Annotated in this window: 19 protein-coding genes; 8 read left to right on the forward strand and 11 right to left on the reverse strand. The window is 65.5% G+C overall.

All coding sequences use genetic code 11. From position 1 onward, the window contains the following. Both ACSLE4_RS03095 and hpt read left to right on the forward strand, forming a co-directional pair. A partial coding sequence (locus tag ACSLE4_RS03095; protein WP_435903023.1) for an FxLYD domain-containing protein occupies window positions 1-846 on the forward strand: 846 nt, incomplete at its 5' end. 2 nt (window positions 847-848) lie between these two features. Continuing rightward, window positions 849-1,394, forward strand: a complete 546-nt coding sequence (hpt, locus tag ACSLE4_RS03100) for a hypoxanthine phosphoribosyltransferase (protein WP_435903024.1) — start codon at window positions 849-851, stop codon at window positions 1,392-1,394. Here the strand turns inward: hpt and ACSLE4_RS03105 are convergent. The 5 genes from ACSLE4_RS03105 to argH form a co-directional block, all read right to left on the reverse strand. Beyond that, on the reverse strand, window positions 1,391-2,545 hold the full coding sequence (locus tag ACSLE4_RS03105; protein WP_435903025.1) for a DUF2333 family protein: 1,155 nt from the start codon (window positions 2,543-2,545) through the stop codon (window positions 1,391-1,393). The two genes, hpt and ACSLE4_RS03105, sit on opposite strands and share 4 nt — an antisense overlap. Window positions 2,546-2,651: 106 nt before the next feature. Continuing rightward, window positions 2,652-5,378, reverse strand: coding sequence for a TIGR02302 family protein (locus tag ACSLE4_RS03110; RefSeq protein WP_435903026.1), 2,727 nt, complete (start codon window positions 5,376-5,378; stop codon window positions 2,652-2,654). Window positions 5,379-5,482: 104 nt separating this feature from the next. Further along, window positions 5,483-6,766 (reverse strand): diaminopimelate decarboxylase, encoded by a 1,284-nt coding sequence (lysA, locus tag ACSLE4_RS03115; RefSeq protein ID WP_435903027.1) that lies wholly within the window; start codon window positions 6,764-6,766, stop codon window positions 5,483-5,485. 15 nt (window positions 6,767-6,781) lie between these two features. Further along, a complete protein-coding gene (gene lptM, locus ACSLE4_RS03120) occupies window positions 6,782-6,970 on the reverse strand; it encodes an LPS translocon maturation chaperone LptM (protein WP_435903028.1) in 189 nt (62 codons plus the stop codon). 51 nt (window positions 6,971-7,021) lie between these two features. After that, a complete protein-coding gene (argH, locus tag ACSLE4_RS03125; protein WP_435903029.1) occupies window positions 7,022-8,419 on the reverse strand; it encodes an argininosuccinate lyase in 1,398 nt (465 codons plus the stop codon). A gap of 39 nt (window positions 8,420-8,458) precedes the next feature. On the opposite strand from argH, the gene ACSLE4_RS03130 reads away from it, so the two are divergent. Beyond that, a complete protein-coding gene (locus ACSLE4_RS03130; RefSeq protein ID WP_435903030.1) occupies window positions 8,459-9,142 on the forward strand; it encodes a TlpA family protein disulfide reductase in 684 nt (227 codons plus the stop codon). Continuing rightward, window positions 9,142-9,687: a DUF924 family protein gene (locus ACSLE4_RS03135; RefSeq protein WP_435903053.1), complete on the forward strand. Its 546-nt coding sequence runs from the start codon at window positions 9,142-9,144 to the stop codon at window positions 9,685-9,687. The genes ACSLE4_RS03130 and ACSLE4_RS03135 overlap by 1 nt, the downstream gene beginning before the upstream one ends. Before the next feature lie 7 nt (window positions 9,688-9,694). Here ACSLE4_RS03135 and ACSLE4_RS03140 read toward each other — a convergent pair whose 3' ends face one another. From ACSLE4_RS03140 to ACSLE4_RS03150, 3 genes are all read right to left on the reverse strand, one after another. Beyond that, the gene (locus ACSLE4_RS03140; RefSeq protein ID WP_435903031.1) at window positions 9,695-10,174 is read right to left on the reverse strand and encodes a hypothetical protein; all 480 of its coding nucleotides are present in this window, start codon (window positions 10,172-10,174) and stop codon (window positions 9,695-9,697) included. After that, window positions 10,171-11,163 (reverse strand): D-alanyl-D-alanine carboxypeptidase family protein, encoded by a 993-nt coding sequence (locus tag ACSLE4_RS03145; RefSeq protein ID WP_435903032.1) that lies wholly within the window; start codon window positions 11,161-11,163, stop codon window positions 10,171-10,173. Before ACSLE4_RS03145 ends, ACSLE4_RS03140 begins: the two co-directional genes overlap by 4 nt. Before the next feature lie 318 nt (window positions 11,164-11,481). Next, entirely contained in the window at window positions 11,482-12,252 is a 771-nt protein-coding gene (locus ACSLE4_RS03150; protein ID WP_435903033.1) for a TIGR01458 family HAD-type hydrolase, read from the reverse strand. A gap of 110 nt (window positions 12,253-12,362) precedes the next feature. Here ACSLE4_RS03150 and ACSLE4_RS03155 point away from each other — a divergent pair, with 110 nt between their 5' ends. Next, the gene (locus tag ACSLE4_RS03155; protein ID WP_435903034.1) at window positions 12,363-13,094 is read left to right on the forward strand and encodes a spermidine synthase; all 732 of its coding nucleotides are present in this window, start codon (window positions 12,363-12,365) and stop codon (window positions 13,092-13,094) included. Next, complete coding sequence (locus tag ACSLE4_RS03160) at window positions 13,091-13,444, forward strand: TraR/DksA family transcriptional regulator (protein ID WP_435903035.1); 354 nt, start codon at window positions 13,091-13,093, stop codon at window positions 13,442-13,444. The genes ACSLE4_RS03155 and ACSLE4_RS03160 overlap by 4 nt, the downstream gene beginning before the upstream one ends. 18 nt (window positions 13,445-13,462) lie before the next feature. On the opposite strand, the gene ACSLE4_RS03165 is transcribed toward ACSLE4_RS03160, so the two are convergent. The 3 genes from ACSLE4_RS03165 to ACSLE4_RS03175 form a co-directional block, all read right to left on the reverse strand. After that, a complete protein-coding gene (locus tag ACSLE4_RS03165; RefSeq protein ID WP_435903036.1) occupies window positions 13,463-13,807 on the reverse strand; it encodes an ArsR/SmtB family transcription factor in 345 nt (114 codons plus the stop codon). Continuing rightward, the gene (locus tag ACSLE4_RS03170) at window positions 13,776-14,240 is read right to left on the reverse strand and encodes an SRPBCC family protein (protein ID WP_435903037.1); all 465 of its coding nucleotides are present in this window, start codon (window positions 14,238-14,240) and stop codon (window positions 13,776-13,778) included. Before ACSLE4_RS03170 ends, ACSLE4_RS03165 begins: the two co-directional genes overlap by 32 nt. Window positions 14,241-14,306: 66 nt before the next feature. After that, window positions 14,307-15,572, reverse strand: a complete 1,266-nt coding sequence (locus ACSLE4_RS03175) for a glycerate kinase type-2 family protein (RefSeq protein ID WP_435903038.1) — start codon at window positions 15,570-15,572, stop codon at window positions 14,307-14,309. Between the two features lie 146 nt (window positions 15,573-15,718). On the opposite strand from ACSLE4_RS03175, the gene ACSLE4_RS03180 reads away from it, so the two are divergent. Together ACSLE4_RS03180 and ACSLE4_RS03185 are read left to right on the forward strand one after the other, a co-directional pair. Then, the gene (locus ACSLE4_RS03180) at window positions 15,719-17,425 is read left to right on the forward strand and encodes a formate--tetrahydrofolate ligase (RefSeq protein WP_435903039.1); all 1,707 of its coding nucleotides are present in this window, start codon (window positions 15,719-15,721) and stop codon (window positions 17,423-17,425) included. 111 nt (window positions 17,426-17,536) lie between these two features. Further along, window positions 17,537-18,742 (forward strand): aminotransferase class V-fold PLP-dependent enzyme, encoded by a 1,206-nt coding sequence (locus ACSLE4_RS03185; protein ID WP_435903040.1) that lies wholly within the window; start codon window positions 17,537-17,539, stop codon window positions 18,740-18,742. The last annotated feature ends 59 nt before the right edge of the window (window positions 18,743-18,801 follow it).

An 18,801-nucleotide genomic window follows, 5' to 3' on the forward strand; every position in this document is an offset into this window, starting at 1 on the left:
GTCCCGCCACCACCGCCACCACCACCGGACATGTATGCAGGGATGCCGCCGTCACAGGGCGATGCGGATTTCGGGACCGACGATGCGCTGGCGGCCCAAGTCGCGCGCATGAATGCGGAGGCCATGCCGCCACCGCCACCGGAGCCCGAACCCGAGCCGGCGCCGGTCCCGAAGGGCGGCCTATTCGGCAAGCTCATGGGCAAGGGCAAGAAGGCGTCCGAGGCGCCGCCACCGCCCGAGATGGCGCCGCCGCCGGAAATGGCCCCGCCACCACCACAACCGGGCGACGCGTCGTTCGATGCGTCCTTCGACGGCGGCTATGGGGAAGAGTCCGACCCGGCCCTGGCCGATCCCGATCTGGTGGCCGCCGCCTTCGGCCAAGCCCCGCCCAAGGAGAAGAAGGCGAAGAAGCCGCTGCCCATCGTCGCCATCGGCTGGAGCATTCTCGGGGTAATCGTACTCATCGTGCTGGGCCTGTTCACGCTCGCCCCCGCGACCACCGTCTCGATGCTGCCCGGTGCCGCGCATGTCTACTCGATGCTCGGCATGCCCATCGGCGCGCAAGGGCTCGCCTTCGAGGGTGTGCGCTATGGCTGGACCAATGAAGGCGGTCAGACGGTGCTTGAGGTTCAGGGCAATGTGCGCAACACGAGCTCGTCCGCGATGGCGGTGCCGACCGTGATTATCGCGTTGCGCGACGAGAACGGCGAGGAGATTTCCGAATGGCAGACGGAGGTCGGTGCCGAGGAACTCGCCGCGGGCGAGGAGGCGCCGTTCCTGCGGCAGATCCCGTCGCCACCGAGCAATGTCCGCAGCCTCAAGGTGCGTTTCGCCAAGGCAAACTAGGTATGGCGGAAAGCCCCGCGGCGGAGACCGTCAAGCCGCTGTTCAGCGCCGAAGAGATCGCGCGCCGCGTCGATGCGCTGGCGGGCGAGATCGCTGCCTGCGATCTCAACGATCCGCTCATCGTCGCGGTGCTCAAGGGCAGTTTCATTTTCGCCGCCGACCTGATCCGCGCGCTGCATGGGCATGGCCTCACGCCCGAGATCGATTTCATTTTCCTCGGCAGCTATGGGCCCGGCACCACCGGCGGCGAAATCAAGATTTTGCGTGACGTGGAAAGCGCGATCGAGGGCCGCGACGTGGTGATCGTCGACGACATCTTGGATTCCGGCCGCACGCTCCATTTCGCCAAGGGCCGTCTGGAAGAGCGCGGCGCGCGCGGGGTCAAGACCTGCATCCTGCTCGACAAGGACGTGCCGCGCGCGGTGGGGGTGACGCCGGACTTCACCGGGTTCGAATGCCCCGACCGGTTCGTGGTCGGCTACGGCATGGACCTCGGTCATCGCTACCGCGAGCTGCCGTTCATCGGGGTTATCGAGAGCGCCGCCTAGCGATCCAGCACTAAGCGAACCTCCACCAGGTTCGAGCGCACCCGCAACACATAGAAGCCGAGCGTGGCGAGATGCGAGGGCATCAGCCAGCCGGACTCCGCGCCGTTGGAGATGATGAAGGGCCGGATGTTGAGCGAGGCGCGCAACTGTTCCTCGAGTTCGTCCCAAAGCGCGGTGAGGCGGCGTTCCTCGATGACGTCGGCGAAGTCGGCGCGCGCCGCGGTGAGGAGGCCGTAATAGGCATAGAGCTGCCCGTAGGCGAACCAGAAGCGATCGTCGGCGCGGGTGTCGAACCAGCCGCCGTTATAGTTCTCCGAGCGCTCGCGCAGGATCGCCGAGGTGGCGCCGATGTCGCTGGCGATGCGATCGACGAACTGAAGGAGATTGTCGGCGCGGGCATCGAACACCGCCCCGCACTTTTCGAGTCTGTCGTTGAACTTGTTCAGGTCCTTGATGGCGGAGCGGTAGAAGCTCGGCGTCGGCGTCTTGGGCCCGAACGGGCTCCAGCCGAAATACCAGGTGGATTCGTCGAACTGGAGGCTGCCGCGCGCCGTCTGTAGGTCGGCGTCGATCTGAGAGGTGCCGCGCACGCGCCCCAGCGTGTCGACGAGCTCGATGGTCGTGCGGCGGATAGCCTGGTTCACGCCGCGCTGAAACGAGGCCTTGTTGTCGAAGTAGGGCGTCTTGTCCCAATCGAGCCCAAACAGGCCGAGCTTGTAGAGCAGCATCGAGGAAATCCAGGCGTTCTGATTGACGTTGAAGTCGATCAAGTCCGCCGTGGCGTCGACCAGAAGCGAGCGCCGGCAGGTCTGGACCGCGGCGTCGGCCTTCTCCTCGGCTTCTTCGTCGGCGGTGATGATGCCGCCGCCCGGCGCCTTCGGCGTGGTTGCCGCTTCGACCTTGTGCTCATAGGCCCGCGCATAGCCCGGGTCGAAACCGTGCCAGGCCTGCGTCGTCCAGAAGAAATAGCCGTAGAGCCCAATCAGGCCGATCAGGAAAACGCCGAGCAGCACTTTTAGGATCGCGCCGCGGTTCGTGAACCAGCTGCCGAGCTGGACGAACGGCCTCAGCACGAAAGCGACGGCGAGCCCAAGCCCGCGCCCGATGTCCTGGAAGGTCCGGGTGAAGAACTGCACGATGGAATTCAGCATGGGGGGCCGCTGTCTTTCAGCCACATGAACGATCCTCAAACATATAGGACGTCAACGACGGTGTTGCCGGACTGCTGAGGTTTTTCTTGAGAGACCGTGAAGGGTCTTAGAACGAGCGGATGAGCCGTTCCAGGTAGTCGAGCTCGAGCGTCGGGCGGGAGGGATCGCCAACCCGCCGGCGGAGCTCGTCCAGCACCTCGCGCGCCCGCTGGATGTCGATCTCGTCGGGCACTTGCACCGAGAGGCCGAGGTCGGGGCGGTTGGAGCGGTCGGGCCGTCCGAGCGGATCGCGGCCGTTGGAGCCGGGGCCCTGGCCCGCCTGCATCTCGCCGTTTTCCATCATCTGTTGGGCCATGGTCTCTGCGCCCTGGCGCATGCGGTCGAGCGCCAGGCTCTGGTTCTGGGTGGCGCTGTCGAGATTCCGCTCGCCGATGGCGTCCTCCGCGTCCTGCATGGCCTCCTTGGCGCCTTCAAACTGGTTGGGCGCGTCGCCGCCCTCCATTTGCATGCGGTCGATCAGGCTTTGCAGCTTCTCGCGCAGCGCCTCCTGGCGCTTCTGAAGTTCGCCGAGCGGGCCTTGGGGCTGGCCCTGCTGCTGCCCGAGCTGGGGCTGGCCGCCGCCTGGCGCATTGCCCTGCCGGCCGGACTGCCCTTGGGCGCGCGCGCCGCTCTGGCCGCTCTGCGGCATCTGGTCGAAGAACGGCGTCATGCTCATCCCCGGACCGAAATCCATGGGCTGGCCGGGCGGGCTCACGTCGAACTGATCCTGTTGGCCGCCGCCTTGGCCCTGCCGCTGCTGGCGCTTCTCGGCAAAGGTGTCGTCGAGCAGCTTCTGCTGATCGGAGACCACGTCGTCGACGTCCTTCATCCTCTCTTGGGCGCGCTGCTGCTCGGCGTTCTCCGGGAAGTTCCCGGTCTGGAGGCGATCGAGAATGTCGTTCAGCTCCGACAGCATGCGCTCGGCCATCTCCTTGGAGCCGGATTCCGCCAGGTCCTGGATGTTCTTGAGCATCTTGTCGAGGTCCTGCTGGGAGACGAGGTCATCGCCGCTCTGCTGAGCCTGCTCGGGCATATTGCCCTTCTCTTGCTGCTGCGCGGCGAGCGCTTGGAGATAGCGGGACAGCGCGGCGCGCAGTTCCTCGACGCGCTGCTTGATCTCGTCGGCCGAAGCGTTCTCCCGAAGCGCCTTCATCAGCGCGTCCTGGGCGCTCTTCAGCTCGCGCTCGGCTTCGGGGAGGTCGCCTTCCTCGATGCGCAGCGCCGTGGACCAAAGCTGGTCAACCACGCTTCTCACCGCCTCGCGCGAGTCGTCGTTCAAGAGGCGCCAATAAGCGTTGCGCAGGGAGAGATAGACCACGCGGTCGTCGAGCACCTTCTCTTCGCCGATGGTGAGGGCGTCCAGCGCGCGGGCGACAATCGCAAGCTCGGCCGGATCGCGCACCAGCTTGCGCCGCTGCTCGATCACGGCCCTAGCGAGCGGCTTGGTGAAGGCGCGCTCGGGCAGCACGAAACCGTAGGCCTCGCTTTCACCCACTTGCTCCGCCTGGTCGCGGGCGGCGAGCGTCATGCGCACCTTCAGCCCGGCCCAGGGATGGGCGGTGAGATCCTGCGTGGCGCGTCCCTCGACCTTCTTGGCGTTGGTGCGCGGCAGCTGCAATTGCATGAGGGGCGGGGCGAACAGCGGCTCCGATTCGGCAAGATCGCCTTCCTCGATCTCCATGTCCTCCAGCGGCATGGGCGAGAAGGCTTGCTGCTCGTCTTCGGTCAGGGCGAAGCGCGCCTCGGCGCTGGCCACGCCGTAATCGTCCAAAGCGCCGTATTCCAGGCGAAGCGCGCCACGCGGCGTGGTTGTGGGATCGCCCAAGAGGCTGATCTGGGGAACCGCGTCCGCGATCATGGCGAACTGCCATTGGGCGACGGTCGACCCGCTGATCCGGACGTCGGCGGTTTGCGCCTCCATCAGCCCGACATTGAACTCCACGAGGCCCGCGGCGGCGCTTGCTTTGGGCTCGATGGTCTTGGCTTCGCTGCCATCGTCCTTGATCACGGTGAGCGTCACGGTCTCGCCCTCCGGCGCATGAGTGCGCACGATGAGCTGGCTGCGTTGCGGCACCGAGAGCGCGCGGAAGGTTTCGGCGCCTTTGCCGACGCTCTCGCTGCCGTCCGCCAGGACGATGGGCGCCATGCCGGTATAGACCGGCGGGGTCACCCAGGCGTCTAATCTCAGAAGCGCCGCCGCGCCCCCGGCCGCGGGCGTGAACGCGGAGTCGAGGCGCGAGCGCATGTCGCCGCCGGCAGCAATGAAGGCGGCGATCAGCGCCAGGAATAGCGCGGATCGGATCGCGTAAGGATCCTCCCGGTCGGTGCGCGGCGCCGGCCAGGACGGTTTCAGCTTGGCGACGAGGCGCGCGAGGCGCTGACGGTGCAGCGTCCAAAGCTGCGCCGTCTCTTCGGGCGGCGCGGTGCCGAGCGTGTCCTCATAGGACGAGGCGGGCCGGTGCTTGATCTCGGCGTCGCGCTCGAGACGCCTGAGCGCTTCGGCGCGGCTCGGCACGGCGATCCTGACGAGCGGCAGCAAGGAGACGATCAGCGCCACGCCAAAAGCGCCGAGCAGGAGCTTGTGGGCGATGGGCGGCAGCAGGCTCCAGCCGCCGAGCAGCGTGAACACCAGGAAAACCGACACCACGACGAAGGGCCACAGCAGCCCTTCCCAAACGCGCTCGGCGAAGAGCGCGAGCCAGCTCAGGCGTACGCGGGTCTCGAAGCGCTTCTTGAGCGCCTTGGTTTCCGCGGCGTCTTCGGTGCTGGTGCTGGAGCGGGTGGGTCTCGCCATGATCCGATTTTTCTAGCACAGGCGGCGCCCGTGCCCAGATTACATCACGGTAATTTGGGGGTCCAAGCGGGCAAAATGGAGGCCTTTTATGGGGTGATTGCGGGTTAGAGCCAGTCGGGCAGGCGCTCGGCCGAAAGCATTTCCTCGTAGCTCGGCCGCGGCCTCGTCACGCAGTAGGCCTCGCCCGAGACCAGCACCTCTGGCACGAGCAGCCGGCTGTTATATTGGGAGGCCTGCACCGCGCCATAAGCGCCCGCGGTCATGATCGCGATCAGATCGCCCGCGTTCAGCGCGGGCAGCGGACGGGCGAGCGCAAGATAGTCGCCGGTCTCGCACACGGGGCCGACCACGTCGGTGATGCGCGTGAACGCGTCCGGCGTAGACTCGATCACCGGCAGAATCTGATGATAGGCCTCGTAGAGCGTCGGGCGGATGAGATCGTTCATGGCCGCATCGACGACGGTAAAGGTCTTGTCCGGGCCGGTCTTCACGTAGAGCACGCGGGAAACGAGGATGCCGGCATTGCCGGCGATCATGCGGCCAGGCTCGAACAGCAGCCGCACGTCGAGACCGCCCATCGCCTCGTTCACGAGCCGCGCATAGTCGGTGGGCAGGGGCGGTGCGGGCTCGTCGCTACGATAGGGGATGCCGAGCCCGCCGCCGAGATTGACGAAGTCGATGGCGAAGCCGGCATTGCGCAGCGTGCCGACAAGCTCGGTGAGCAGGGCGAAGGCGTTCTTGAAGGGCGCGAGATCGGTGATCTGGCTGCCGATATGCATATGCACGCCGGCCGGCGCGATGCCGGGCAATGTGGCCGCCTGGCGGTAGAGCGACAGCGCCTGCTCGAAGGGCACGCCGAACTTGTTCTCCGCGCGGCCGGTGGAGATCTTGTGGTGGGTCAGCGCATCCACGTCCGGGTTCACGCGGAAGGCGATGCGCGCGGTCAGACCCTTCTGCTCCGCCACCTCGCTCAGCGCGCGTAGCTCAGGCTCCGATTCCACGTTGAAGGCGTAGATGCCGGTGTCCAGCGCGAACGCCATTTCTTCCTTGGTCTTGCCGACGCCGGAAAAGGCGATGCGCTCGCCCGGAACGCCGACCGCGAGCGCGCGGCGCAGCTCGCCCCCGGAAACCACGTCCATGCCGGCACCGAGATTGGCGAGCGTCGCCAGCACGCCGAGATTGGAGTTCGCCTTGATGGAGTAGCAGACGAGCGTGTCGGGCCGTGCTTCGAAGGCGCCCGTGAATACGCGGTAATGCCGCTCAAGAGTGGCGGAGGAATAGCAATAGAACGGGGTCCCGACGGTGTCGGCCAACGCGCATAGGTCGACCTCCTCGGCGTGAAACACATTTGCGTGGGACACGCCGCGCCGGTAGGCGAAATGGTGCATGAGAGGGTACGGGGTCTATTCGATCAAACGGTCGAGGATCGGCAAGCGGCGGTCCGGCGCCTTCGACATCTTGGTCGCTGGGTCAGCCTGAACTTCCGGATGGGTCGGCTGCGGCCGCTCCAACGAGCCACGCCGCCCGCAGGCCGAAAGCCCGACAGCGGTTACCAGCGCAAGCGTTATCAGGATGCGCACCGCGCTTCCCATGGTCGTGCCCCTGTGGTCAGGGCCCTTGTCCGTGGCCCTTTCCTAACCCTTTTATCGCGAGAGGCCGTCCTTCTCCAAACGCTTTATCCACTTGCGGGCCTCCCGCCGCACGTTGGCGGGGGCGGTTCCGCCTTGGCTTTTGCGGCTTTTCGCGGACCTTGCGGGGTCGAGAACCGAAAAGACGTCCTGGCTGATCCGGGGCTCCACGGCCTGAAGCTCGGCAAGCGTCAATTTCTTGAGATCGGCGTTCTTTTCCTCGGCCATGGCCACGATTCGCCCGGTGACGTGGTGGGCCTCCCGGAAGGGCATATCCAGGGTCTGCACCAGCCAGTCGGCGAGGTCGGTGGCGGTGGCGTATCCGCGGCCCGCCGCCTTTTTCATGGCCTTGGCGTCGACGTCGAGGTCGCCCACCATGCCGGCCATGGCGGCAAGGCCGAGCTTGAGCGCATCGAGCGCATCGAACACCGGCTCCTTGTCCTCCTGCATGTCCTTGGCATAGGCGAGCGGCAGGCCCTTCATCACCATGAGCAGCGCCTGGAAGGCGCCGGCAATGCGCCCGCTCTTGGCCCGCACCAATTCGGCCGCGTCCGGGTTGCGTTTCTGCGGCATGATCGAGGAGCCGGTCGAGAAGGCGTCCGACAGCCGCGCGAAGCCGAATTGCGGCGAGGTCCACAGCACGATCTCCTCGGCGAGCCGCGACAAATGCATGGCGGCGATGGATGCGGCCGCCAGCGTCTCGAGCGCGAAGTCCCGGTCGGACACCGAATCGAGCGAGTTCGCCGTTGGCCGGTCGAAGTGAAGCGCCTTCGCCGTCATGTCCCGGTCGATGGGGAAGCTCGTGCCGGCGAGCGCCGCGGCGCCCAGCGGCGATTCGTTGAGCCGCTTGGCGGCATCGTGAAAGCGGCCGCGGTCGCGGGCGAGCATCTCCACATAGGCGAGGCAGTGATGACCGAAGGTGATGGGCTGGGCCGTCTGCAGATGGGTAAAGCCCGGCATGACCGTCGCGGCTTCTTCGAGCGCCAATCTCGCGAGCGCAAGCTGAAGCGCCGCGAGGCCGGCCTCGATTACGGCGATCTCGTCGCGCACATAGAGCTTGAAGTCGGTGGCGACCTGGTCGTTGCGCGAGCGCGCGGTGTGCAGCTTGCCGGCCACGGGGCCGATCAGCTCTTTCAGCCGGTGCTCCACGTTGAGATGGATGTCCTCGAGCGCTCGCGTGAATTTGAAGTCGCCCGCCTCGATCTCGGCCAAAATTTGGTCGAGACCCTTCGTGATCTCGTCAGCCTCCGCGGACGAAACGATGTTGGTCGCCGCGAGCATGGCGACATGGGCCTTCGAGGCCTCGATGTCGTGACGCCACAGCCGCTTGTCGAAGTCGATGGAGGCATTTATCTCCTCCATGATCTCAGAAGGGCTTGCGGCAAAGCGGCCACCCCACATGGTGTTGGTCATGATCGTCCGGCCTAGCAGGCAAAGTTCGAAGAGGATGACGTGAACGCTTCCAACAAACGCAAGCACGCCGCGTCGCCGGCCAGATATGTGATCGCCGCTGCGATCGCCGTAATTGCCGGGTTCGGCACGGTATATTTGCTTTTGGCCCCCTCTGACAATGGTTCGAGCCCTCAGACCGCCCCCGCCACCGCGGATAAGGCCGGGGGCGTAAGCGGCGCCGCGAGCCCGCTCAAGGGCTTGAACAGGGGGGACATGGCCGCTTTCGTGGTGCGGCCGAAGCCGCTTCCACTGCCCGATTTCAGCTTCGACGGTCCCGGCGGGGCCAAGCAGAGCGCGGCCGACCTCAAGGGCAAGGTGGTGCTCCTCAATATCTGGGCGACCTGGTGCGTGCCCTGCCGCGAGGAGATGCCCCAGCTCAACGCGCTTCAGGCGGAACTCGGCGGACCTGAATTCGAGGTGGTGGCGATCAATATCGACAAGGACGGCGCGGAAAAGGCGAAAACGTTCCTGGAAGAGACCGGGGCGAAGGATCTCGCGCTCTATGCCGACCCGACGGGGAAGCTCTTCGCCACGCTGAAAGTGGTGGGCATGCCGACCACGCTCCTGCTCAACGCCGAGGGCCATGAGATGGGCCGGCTGGTCGGGCCGGCGGACTGGGCCTCGCCGGAGGCGAAGGCCCTGATCGAGGCGGCGATCGCCGCCGAGGCCAAGAGCTCGTCGTGATGATCGCCGAGCCGGAAGACGTGATCCGTTTCTGGTTCGAAGAGCTTTCGCCGGACGATTGGTACGGGCCGCCCCCGCGCGTCGATGCGGAGATCGCGGCGCGGTTCGGCGAGACCTACGAGACACTGAAGGAGGGCGTGCCCCCCGCTTGGCTCGACGACTCCCAAGGCGTGCTCGCCGCGATTCTCGTGCTCGATCAATTTCCCCGCAACATGTTCCGAGGCTCACGCCAAGCTTTCGCCACGGACGCGCAAGCGCTCGCGCTGTCAAAGGATGCGATTGCCAAAGGCATGGACATGAAGCTGCCGCCGGAGCAGCGAGCCTTTATCTACCTACCGTTCCAGCATTCGGAAGACTTGAACGATCAGGACCGCTCGCTCGCGCTGTTCACGGCGCTCGGCAACCCGATCAATCTCGACTTCGCCATCAGGCACCAAGAGATCATCGCGCGCTTCGGACGCTTTCCCCATCGCAACGAGGTTCTCGGCCGGGAGTCGACGCCGGAAGAAGAAGCGTTCCTGAAGCAGCCGGGCTCGTCGTTCTGAACGCACGCTACTGCACGGGCGAGACGGCGTCCTTCTCGAGACGGTAATTGTAGGAGCAGGTCTCCTCCGCTGGCTTGTTGCACGGCGTGCCGGCGGTGGTCACGTGCATGGTGCGCGTGTCGCCGCTCGACGAGAACTTGTAGCCCTTGACGAAGTCCTCGAAGACCTTGTCCCAGCCGTCGCCGTTCCAGAAATAAAGTTGCAGCATGCAGCCGTTCGGGTTGCAGGCGGGATTGGCGCTGCCCTCGCATTTGATCTTCGCGTAATCGGCGATCCAGTCGGAACCGCCGTCGCCGTTCAGATCGTCGCCGCGCAGGGCCGCGGTCGTTTCAGGCTTGCCCCCTTGAGCGCGGCAGACTTCCGCCGCCTCGGCGATGGTCTCGGCGATTTCCTCGGGCGGGTCTTCGGCGTGCGCCGCCGTCGCGCCGAACTGCGTCAGGCATACGCAGAGAGCGGCGCCGAAGGTAAAGAGACGGGACAGGATCAATTGGCCGCGCTGAACAGGATGCCCGGAAGATCGGCCGTCTTGATCGTCTTCGCGTTAGGAAGCTTGGCGAAGGACGGCGCATCCGGCGTCTCGGCCTGGCTGCGGCGCCCGCAAATGACCTCGCGCAGATGCGCGGGCCCATCGGCGACCTTGGCCTGGAGCGCGAGGCCGTCGAGACTCGTGCCGAACAGCGACTTCCAGAAATAGCGCTGGAAGCCGTTCTCTAGAAGTTGCGCGGCGCGGACATTGCGCACCTGGGTCGACGGCTCGCCGAGCACCACGGCCACGAGCTTGCGGCCGTCGCGGGTGGCGCTGACAATGATATTGAAGCCAGAATCGCAGATGAAGCCGGTCTTCATGCCGTCCGCGCCCGCGAAGGTCCTGAGCAGACCGTTATGGGTGCGCAGTTGAGTCGGCCCGACCTGCACATGGGTCTGGGCGAAGATGTCGGCATGTTCGGGGAATTCGATGATGAGCGCGCGGGCCAGGCGGGCGAGGTCGCGGGCGGTCGTGTATTGATGCTCGTTGGGCAGGCCGTGCGGATTGGCGAACTGGGTGCTGGTCATGCCAAGCCGCTTCGCCGCCGCGTTCATGCGGGCGATAAAGGCCTCTTCGCTGCCAGCCACGGCCTCCGCGAGCATGACCGCGACGTCGTTGGCCGATTTGACGATGATAACCTTGACCGCCGTCTCCAGGGTGATCGACTTGCCAATCGGGAGGCCAAGCTTGGTGGGCGGCTGCTTCGCGGCGTACTTCGAACAGATCACCTCGGTTTCGGGCGTGACTTCGCCGTTCCGGAGCGCATGAAAGGTGACATAGGCCGTCATCAGCTTGGTGAGCGAGGCGGGAAACCACGGCGCGTCAGGATCCTCGGAGTAGAAGACCGTGCCGTTATAGGGCTCGAAGACGAGGGCGGGGCTGGCTGTGGCGATCGACGGCGCCAAAAGAGCAATTCCGGCGAAAAAGCTAAGAAAAGCGCGCCTCAGCATGGATCTCTTATCCCCTCGAACGACGCATCGCGCCTGATGGCCGGCCCTCGTCCCGCGTCGGACCTGGCCGTCTAGGTTGCGAAAATGGCGGGCTCCCCTAGCCCCCGGCAGTCCGCCCTAATAGTCACGCGAATTTCGACTGTTCCGTGACGGACGTGAAAAACTTTGGGCCGTCCGCCGGCAAAACTTTGCGGGACCCCAGAATTGTCGGGTCCCCGCGAACAGTCGAATCGGCCAGCAAGCCACCGGTTCTGGCGACAGACTAACGCTCCCATTCGGTTTCGCAACCCGTGGCTCGCGATTCGCCTGGCCGCGATGTCAGGACAATCGCGCAACGATCCACTGAACGGCGGCCGGCAGGTCGGCGACGGTCGCCGTGGGGTGCGGGGTGAACCGGGTCTCGTCGCCGTCGCGGTATTTGCCGGTGCGCACGAGTAGGGCGCTCGCGAAACCGGCGTTCAAGCTGCCCGCGACATCGGCCTCCGCGTCGTCGCCGACCATCACGGCGTCGTCGGGGGCGCAGCCCATACTGGCGAGCGCGCTGCCGAAGAAATCCGGTGACGGCTTGCCCAGAACGATCGCCTCTTTCCCGCTCGCATATTCGAGCGCGGCGACGAAGGCGCCCGCATCGAGGCTGAGCTTTCCGTCGCTGCCCTTGAAGGTGCGGTTTTTGGCGAGCGCAAGCAGGTCCGCGCCGTCGATCAGCGCCCGAAAGGCGCGGTTGAGATTGTCATAAGTGAAAGCCTCGCCCGCATCGCCCACTACGACGGCGCGCCTCTTGTGGTCCGCAAGGCCGGCGAATTCTTCCTTGAGGTCGGGATGGACGAGAAGCTCGGGGGTGGCGTGGTGTTCTGTGAGCCAGCCTCGCGCGGCCTGGCCCGGCGTGAACAGCTCTTCGCCTGTGATCTCCAGTCCGAGCCTGGTCAGGCGCGCGAGCAGCGTCTGTTTGGTTTTGGTCGTGGTGTTGGTGACGAAGCGCAGGGGTAGACTCGCCGCGTGCAAGCGCGCCACGGCATCGATGGCGCCGGGCAGCACATGGTCGCCCACATAGACAACGCCCGCCAAATCGAGGAGCACGCCGCGGATCATGCGCCAGCCTTGCGCGCATGGCCGCGCCGATCAAGCGCGGACCTTTTGCGCGTTTCCCTTGGCCGATTGGCTTGGCGTTGGGCGGAGACGTTTAATAAGGTCCTTGAGAGATGAGCGCCCTTTTCGAAGAACTCGACTATTGCCCGACGCCGATCGGGGCTTTGAGCCTGCGCCGGCGGCGCGACCTCAAGCTCGACGTGGATGTGTTCGAGATCAAGCTCGGCGATGAGTCCTTGATGTCGAGCCTGTTCACCGCGACCGAGATCGCGCTGGCGCGGCTGGGGCTCGCGGAGCTCGGTGAAGGGGAGGCGCGCGATGTGGTGGTCGGCGGGCTCGGCCTCGGCTACACCGCCCAGGCCGTGCTCGAGAGCGCTGCCGTGCGTTCGCTCATCGTGGTGGATGCGCTTCAGCCCGTGATCGAGTGGCACGAGAAGGGGCTGTTGCCGCTCGGCCGGACGCTCGCGGACGACCAGCGCTGCCGGTTGCTTCACGGCGATTTCTTCGCGTTGGCGGTCTCTGAGACGGGGTTCGATCCCGAGGTGCCGGGCCGGAAATTCGACGCGATCCTGGTCGACATCGATCATTCGCCGGAGCTTCTGCTCGATGCGGGGAACGAGTCCTTCTATCGGCCGGAAGGACTTTGCCGGCTCGCCGCGCATCTTCGGCCCGGCGGCGTGTTCGGGCTCTGGTCGAACGATCTTCCCGACGAGGCCTTTACGGCGCGGCTGGGCAGCGTCTTTGCCCAAGCGCGCGCCGAACCGGTGACGTTCCACAATCCGCTCCAGGACCGGCCGTTCACCCAGACCGTCTACCTCGCACAAACGCAAAGCGGGCCCGCATGACAGACGCATCGCCGGATTTGGCAACGCTTCGCGCCGCGCTCGTGGACCGGCTCGAGACGCTGCGTGCCGCCAGCGAGACCACGGCGGACAATCGCCGTCCCGTGGAGCTCGACCAGACATCCGTGGGGCGTCTGTCGCGCATGGACGCCATGCAGGGCCAGGCTCTGGCCGTGGCGACGGAGCGGCGGCGCCATGAGGAGGTTCGCCGCGTCGAGGCCGCCATCAAGCGGATCGACGAGGGCGAGTTCGGCTTTTGCATCTCGTGCGGCGAGGAGATCGCGGCAAAGCGCTTGAGCGCCGATCCCACCGTTGCGACGTGCATAAGCTGCGCGTCGGGCGCTGACGGGTAGCCGGGGAACGCTCGAGCGCTAATCCTCGGCGAACGCCTTCAAGCGCGCCAGGGCATCGTCCCATTGGCGCGAGACCGTGTCGAGATAGTCGCGGACATCGTCGAGCGGTTTCGGCCTGAGCGAGAAATGGCTTTCGCGGCCAACACGGGTGGAGCGCACCATCCCTGCGTCTTCCAGCACGCGCAGATGCTTGGTCACCGCCTGGCGGGTGAGGTCGATACCCTCGGTGAGCCGCGAGATCGATTGCGGTTCGCCGTTGGCGAGCTTGGCCAGCATGGCGAGCCGCGTCTCGTCGCCGAGCGCGGCGAAGATCGAGGCGTGGACCTTCGCGTCACGCGGCCGGTTGCGATGTCTGCTCGACATGGTTCTTGATGTTCTTGATCTGCGCGGCCCAGCCGCCTTCGTTCATGCGGAAGGCCTCGTCGCGGCGGTGCGCCGGGATCTTATCGAAGCCCGATTCGACGACGCGGATACGGGTTCCCGCCGCTGTCTCGGTGAGCGTGAATTCGACGAGCGTCGGCGTCTCTTGCGAATAGTCCTGCTTGGGATCGACCGCGTAAGGGTGCCAGGTAAAGGAGAAGTACCGCTCGGGCTCGATCTTCTGCGCGACGGCCTGGAAGACCACATGGTCGAAGCCGGGGATGGTCATCTTTCCGCGCGTGGTCTCGCCCGGCACGAACGGTTCTTCCAGGTTCACGCGGAACCAGGTCCCGAACTCCTTGTAGTCGGTCAGCGCCTTCCACACGCGGGAGACGGGCGCCTTAATCTCGATTTCCTTTTCGATGCGATCTGACATACGCAACCTCCTGGTTGCCTATGTCTATAAGGCAAGTCGTGGAAAAGCGCAACCACTTAGTTGCGCTTAAACCGAACTTTTCTGTATGAGGATCGCGCGCAGGTCGTTGACGTTGGTCATGGTCGGGCCCGTCTCGAGCAAGTCGCCGAGCCCAGCGAAGAACGTATAAGGGTCGTTGTCGGCAAGCATGGCTTTCGCGTTGAGCCCGGCTTTTTCCGCGCGCTTCAGCGTATCCGGGTAGATCAGCGCGCCGGCATTGTCCTCGGAGCCGTCCACGCCGTCGGTGTCGCCGGCGAGCGCATAGATGTTCTCCATGCCGTCGAGCGCGATCGCCAACGCCAAGAGAAACTCGGTGTTGCGCCCGCCTTTGCCTTTGCCTTTGAGCGTGATGGTGGTCTCGCCGCCGGAGATCAGCACGCAAGGCGGCGCTTCGGGCTGGCCGCGCATGGCGCATTGGCGCGCGATGCCTGCATGGACCAGCGCCACGTCGCGGGATTCGCCTTCGATGGAGTCGCCCAGGATCACCGGGGTCACGCCGGCTTCGCGGGCGACTTCGGCCGCGGCTTCCAGCGAGGCCTGCGGCGTGGCGATCATGACGTTCTCGACACGCTCGAAACAGGAATCGCCGGGCTTCGGCGACTCCTCGGCCGTCTCCAGCACGCGGCGCACATTCTCCGGCAAGTCGATGGCGTATTTCTCGACGATGCCGAGCGCGTCCGCATTGGTCGAAGGATCCGGCACCGTCGGGCCGGAGGCGATGATCGAGGGATCGTCTCCCGGCACATCGGAGATCATCAGCGCCGCCACGCGCGCCGGGTAGGCGGCTCGGGCGAGCCTGCCGCCCTTGATGGCGGAGAGATGCTTCCGCACCGTGTTCATTTCGCTGATGGTGGCGCCGCTGGCGAGCAGCGCCTTGTTGACCGCCTGCTTGTCCTCCAGCGTGATGCCTTCAGCCGGTAACGCCAGCAGGGCCGAGCCGCCGCCGGAGATGAGGCAGAGCACGAGGTCGTCCTCGGTCAGCCCTTGCACCATCTGAAAAATGCGCCCCGCCGCCTCGCGTCCGGCGGCGTCTGGCACGGGGTGGGCCGCCTCGACCACTTCGAGCCGCTCGGTCGGCAGGCGGTAGCCGTAGCGCGTGACAACGAGCCCTTCGAGCGGGCCGTCCCAGGCGTCTTCGAGCGCCCTGGCCATGGCGCCGGAGGCCTTGCCGGCACCGATGATGACCGTGCGGCCCTTGGGCTTCGGCGGCAGATGGGCCGGCACGCAGAGCGAGGGCAGGGCCGCGTCTACGCCCGCCTTGAACATGGCTTTGAGTAGGTCTTCTGGCCTCATCCGCTTACCGACGCTCCCCCCTTTTGAGTAGCGCCAGAAACCTGCACAGACGATTGCCAGAAGGCAAGTGAATGAATACGGTGCGCCTTTCTTTTTGCGGGCATTTCGGTGTCCGGCGTACCAATAAAGCTGGGGGCAAGCGTCCAATGCCAGAAGGCTCAAACGAACAACACAAGAAGCCGAAATCCGATATCGAGATCAGCCAAGCCGCGGTCATGCGGCCGATCCTCGATGTGGCCAAGGAGAAGCTCGGCATCGAGGCCGAGGACTTGATCCCCTACGGCCATTACAAGGCGAAGGTTTCCCTCGACTACATTGAGAGCCTCAAGAACAAGCCCGACGGCAAGCTGATCTTGGTCACTGCGATCACGCCGACGCCCGCCGGCGAGGGCAAGACCACGACCACCGTGGGCCTCGGCGATGCGCTGAATAAGATCGGCAAGAAGGCGATGATCTGCGTGCGCGAGCCGAGCCTCGGCCCGTGCTTCGGCATGAAGGGCGGCGCGGCCGGCGGCGGCTACGCGCAAGTGGTGCCCATGGAGGACATCAACCTCCACTTCACCGGCGATTTCCATGCCATCGGTGCGGCCAACAACCTGCTCGCGGCGATGATCGACAACCACATCTATTGGGGCAACAAGCTCGACATCGACGCGCGCCGTGTGAGTTGGCGCCGCGCCGTGGACATGAACGACCGCGCGCTCCGCTCCATCGTCACCTCGCTCGGCGGGGTCTCAAACGGTTTCCCCCGCGAGGCGGGCTTCGACATTACCGTCGCCTCCGAGGTCATGGCGATCTTCTGCCTGGCGAAGGATTTAGCCGACCTTCAGCGGCGTTTGGGGCAGATCCAGGTCGGCGAGACGCGCGAGAAGAGGGCGGTGACCGCGAAAGAGCTGTCCGCGGCGGGCGCCATGGCGGCGCTGCTGAAGGACGCTCTGGCGCCGAACCTGGTGCAGACGCTCGAGAACAACCCGGCCTTCATCCACGGCGGACCGTTCGCCAATATCGCCCATGGCTGCAACACGGTGATCGCCACCAAGGCGGCGCTCAAGCTCTCCGACTATGTGGTGACGGAAGCGGGCTTCGGCGCCGATCTCGGCGCGGAGAAATTCTTCGACATCAAGTGCCGCAAGGCGGGGCTCAAGCCCGATTGCGTGGTGATCGTCGCCACCATCCGCGCGCTCAAGATGCATGGCGGCGTGGGCAAGGACGATCTCAAGAAAGAGAACCTCGAGGCGCTGGAGAAGGGCTTCGCCAATCTCGAGAAGCACATCGGGAACGTGCGCAAATATAACGTGCCCGTCGTCGTCGCCACGAACCGCTTCTCGTCCGATACCGATGACGAGATCGCGCTGCTCAAGCGCCTGTGCTCCACGGCCAGCACCGAGTGCGTCATGGCCGATCATTGGGCGCTCGGCGGCGCGGGCGCGGAGGATCTGGCGGAGACCGTGGTCAAGACCATCGACAACAAGCCGTCGGACTTCCAGCCGCTCTACCCGGACGACATGTCGCTGTGGGACAAGACACGCACCATCGCCCAGGAGATCTACGGCGCGGAGGACATCACCGCGCCCAAAACGGTGCGCGACAAGTTCGCGGAGCTGGAAAAGGCCGGCTTCGGCAAGTTCCCGATCTGCGTGGCCAAGACCCAGTACAGCTTCACCACCAATCCGGACGCCAAGGGCGTGCCGCTCGGCCATACCATCCCGATCCGGGAGGTCAGATTGTCGGCCGGCGCGGAGTTCGTGGTGGTGATCTGCGGGGACATCATGACCATGCCCGGCCTGCCGCGGGTGCCGGCCGCCAACAGTATCGAACTTGCGTCGGATGGCCGCATTAGCGGTTTGTTCTAGTCGAGCAAAAGGGTTGCCAGGCGCACGGCCTGAGGCTACCACCTTGCCCAAGCGCAAGGCATAGGTCCGCCTAAGACCTAGGCAGCCCAGAATCCCTTAGGAGAGGAAACCATGTCTGGAGCCAGACGGCCGGGCCGTAACTTTCTATTCGTGCCGGGGCCAACCAATGTTCCCGAGCGAATTCTTCGGGCAATGCACGTTCCGATGGAAGACCATCGCTCGTCCGATTTCCCGAAACTGACCCTTCCGCTCTACGAGGACATGAAGAAGGTCTTCCAGACCAAGGACGGTCAGGTCGTCATCTTCCCGTCCAGCGGCACCGGCGCCTGGGAGGCTTCCCTCACCAATACCCGCTCGCCCGGCGACAAGCTGCTCGCCCCGCGCTTCGGCCAGTTCAGCCATCTGTGGATCGACCTCGCCCGCCGGCATGGGCTCGAGGTGATCGTACAGGAGGAAGAATGGGGCACGGGCGCCTCACCTGAGCGGATCGAGGAGGCGCTGCGCGCCGACAAGAACCATGAGATCAAGGGCGTCATGGTGGTCCACAACGAGACCGCCACGGGCGTGACTTCCGACATCGCCGCGGTGCGCCGCGCCATCGACGTCGCCAACCATCCGGCGCTGCTCTATGTGGACGGTGTCAGCTCCATCGCCAGCATCGATTTCCGCTTCGACGAGTGGGGCGTGGACCTCGCCATCACCGGCTCGCAAAAAGGCATGATGCTGCCCGCGGGCCTCGGCATCGTCTGCGTGAGCCAAAAGGCTCTGGCGCAGATGGAAGGCGCCAAGTGCACGAAGGCGTATTTCGATTTCGCCGATCATTTCCGCACCAATCCGGGCGGCTACTTCCCGTACACGCCGGCGCTGCCGCTGCTCTACGGTCTGCGTGAGTCTCTCGCCATCGTGTTCGAGGAAGGGCTTGAGAACGTGTTCGCGCGGCATCGCCATCTGGCCAGCGGCACCCGCGCCGCGGTCGAGGCGTGGGGGCTCAAGCTCTGCGCCAAGGAGCCCAAGTGGTATTCCGATACGGTGAGCGCGATCATGGTGCCGGAAGGCTTCGACGGCGCCGATGTCATCGACCGCGCCTATCGCCGCTACGACCTGGCGCTCGGCGCGGGTCTGTCGCAGATGGCGGGCAAGCTGTTCCGCATCGGCCATCTCGGCGACCTCAACGAGCTGATGCTTCTCGGCGCCCTCGCCGGCGCCGAAATGTCCATGCGCGACGTCGGCATCGAGATCGCGCCCGGCTCGGGCGTGGCGGCGGCGCAAGAGTGTTTCCGCGGAGGCGCTGGCGAACAGCGCATGGCCGCGGAGTAAGAGGCCAAGCATTCAACGCAAGGCCAGGACGAACGCCGACCGGGGCGAGCGGCCTTGCT

The organism is Methyloceanibacter sp. (assembly GCF_051306395.1).
Classification (GTDB): Bacteria; Pseudomonadota; Alphaproteobacteria; order Rhizobiales; family Methyloligellaceae; genus Methyloceanibacter.

Excerpts from the sequence above, each read along its gene's own strand:
- hpt (WP_435903024.1), top strand. The coding sequence starts at position 849 with ATGGCGGAAAGCCCCGCGGCGGAGACCGTCAAGCCGCTGTTCAGCGCC.
- ACSLE4_RS03105 (WP_435903025.1), bottom strand. The coding sequence starts at position 2,545 with ATGCTGAATTCCATCGTGCAGTTCTTCACCCGGACCTTCCAGGACATC.
- ACSLE4_RS03110 (WP_435903026.1), bottom strand. The coding sequence starts at position 5,378 with ATGGCGAGACCCACCCGCTCCAGCACCAGCACCGAAGACGCCGCGGAA.
- lysA (WP_435903027.1), bottom strand. The coding sequence starts at position 6,766 with ATGCACCATTTCGCCTACCGGCGCGGCGTGTCCCACGCAAATGTGTTT.
- lptM (WP_435903028.1), bottom strand. The coding sequence starts at position 6,970 with ATGGGAAGCGCGGTGCGCATCCTGATAACGCTTGCGCTGGTAACCGCT.
- argH (WP_435903029.1), bottom strand. The coding sequence starts at position 8,419 with ATGACCAACACCATGTGGGGTGGCCGCTTTGCCGCAAGCCCTTCTGAG.
- ACSLE4_RS03135 (WP_435903053.1), top strand. The coding sequence starts at position 9,142 with ATGATCGCCGAGCCGGAAGACGTGATCCGTTTCTGGTTCGAAGAGCTT.
- ACSLE4_RS03145 (WP_435903032.1), bottom strand. The coding sequence starts at position 11,163 with ATGCTGAGGCGCGCTTTTCTTAGCTTTTTCGCCGGAATTGCTCTTTTG.
- ACSLE4_RS03150 (WP_435903033.1), bottom strand. The coding sequence starts at position 12,252 with ATGATCCGCGGCGTGCTCCTCGATTTGGCGGGCGTTGTCTATGTGGGC.
- ACSLE4_RS03155 (WP_435903034.1), top strand. The coding sequence starts at position 12,363 with ATGAGCGCCCTTTTCGAAGAACTCGACTATTGCCCGACGCCGATCGGG.
- ACSLE4_RS03160 (WP_435903035.1), top strand. The coding sequence starts at position 13,091 with ATGACAGACGCATCGCCGGATTTGGCAACGCTTCGCGCCGCGCTCGTG.
- ACSLE4_RS03165 (WP_435903036.1), bottom strand. The coding sequence starts at position 13,807 with ATGTCGAGCAGACATCGCAACCGGCCGCGTGACGCGAAGGTCCACGCC.
- ACSLE4_RS03170 (WP_435903037.1), bottom strand. The coding sequence starts at position 14,240 with ATGTCAGATCGCATCGAAAAGGAAATCGAGATTAAGGCGCCCGTCTCC.
- ACSLE4_RS03175 (WP_435903038.1), bottom strand. The coding sequence starts at position 15,572 with ATGAGGCCAGAAGACCTACTCAAAGCCATGTTCAAGGCGGGCGTAGAC.
- ACSLE4_RS03180 (WP_435903039.1), top strand. The coding sequence starts at position 15,719 with ATGCCAGAAGGCTCAAACGAACAACACAAGAAGCCGAAATCCGATATC.
- ACSLE4_RS03185 (WP_435903040.1), top strand. The coding sequence starts at position 17,537 with ATGTCTGGAGCCAGACGGCCGGGCCGTAACTTTCTATTCGTGCCGGGG.